1 protein-coding gene and 1 pseudogene are annotated in these 1,006 nt (G+C 56.3%); both read right to left on the reverse strand.

All coding sequences use genetic code 11. From position 1 onward, the window contains the following. Positions 1-27: 27 nt before the first annotated feature. A complete protein-coding gene (locus QVO43_RS02710; protein ID WP_022487066.1) occupies positions 28-357 on the reverse strand; it encodes a cell division protein SepF in 330 nt (109 codons plus the stop codon). Between the two features lie 100 nt (positions 358-457). Further along, positions 458-1,006 (reverse strand): annotated as a pseudogene (locus QVO43_RS02715) (translational GTPase TypA); the annotation flags it as partial.

The raw sequence follows: 1,006 nt of genomic DNA on the forward strand, positions 1-1,006 counted from the left end.
CCCCGTCAATGGTCGATTGTCAATGACTTATCCTCTGATCGTATTCACTTCTCCCGGCAGATACATGGTCACTTCCGGGGAGACTTCGGTTTCTGTGGCTCCGATGGTGTAGGCTACGCCGGCCAGGTAGTCCTGAGCCCGGATCTTGTCCGGTTCCGGCAGGTCGTTGAGACACATAAGGAGGCCCTTGCCTTCCAGGATCAGCTTGCCGTAGGCAACGATTTCCTCCAGGCTGGCCGGTGTCCGCAGACACAGATCCAGGTTGGGCGTGTCCAGGAGCGTCAGTCCGGGATTCTCACTTTCCCCTGCCGGAGTTCTGGATGCAGAAGATCTGGACGATTTGAAACTGGCAAACATGAGCACATCCCTCCCTTCTTTGTATTTCTTTATTTTACACCAAAATGGAAGAGAAAGCAAAAAAGAGGGGCTGCTGCAAATGCAGCAGTCCCACTTTTTCTTATGCCCGTGCGTTCCGTGCTCTTTGACGGGAACGTTCCTGACGGGACAGGATCTTCTTTCTCATGCGGATGCTCTTGGGGGTGACTTCAACGGTTTCGTCGTCGTTGATGTGTTCCAGGGCCCCTTCCAGAGAGAAGGTCTGGGGCGGAACCAGACGGACGGCGTCGTCGCTCCCGGCGGCACGCATGTTGGATACGTGTTTCTTCTTGCAGGGGTTCACGTCCATATCGTCTTCCCGGCTGTTTTCGCCGACGATTTCCCCTTCGTACACTTCTTCACCAGGGTTCACATACATGGTGCCTCTGGCCTGGCATTTGTCAATGCCGTAAGCCGTGGTGGTACCGGCTTCGAAAGCCACCAGACTGCCCCGGGTACGGCCCGGGATATCGCCCTTGTAGGCACCCCAGCCGGCGAACACATGGTTCATGATCCCGTTGCCTTTGGTATCGGTGAGGAACTGGTTCCGGAAACCGATCAGGCCCCGGGCAGGGATGATGAAGTCCATCCGCAGGTAGCCGGCCACTTCGGTCATGTTCTGGAGTTCAGC

The organism is Acidaminococcus sp. CAG:542, from assembly GCF_000437815.1.
GTDB lineage: Bacteria > Bacillota > Negativicutes > Acidaminococcales > Acidaminococcaceae > Acidaminococcus.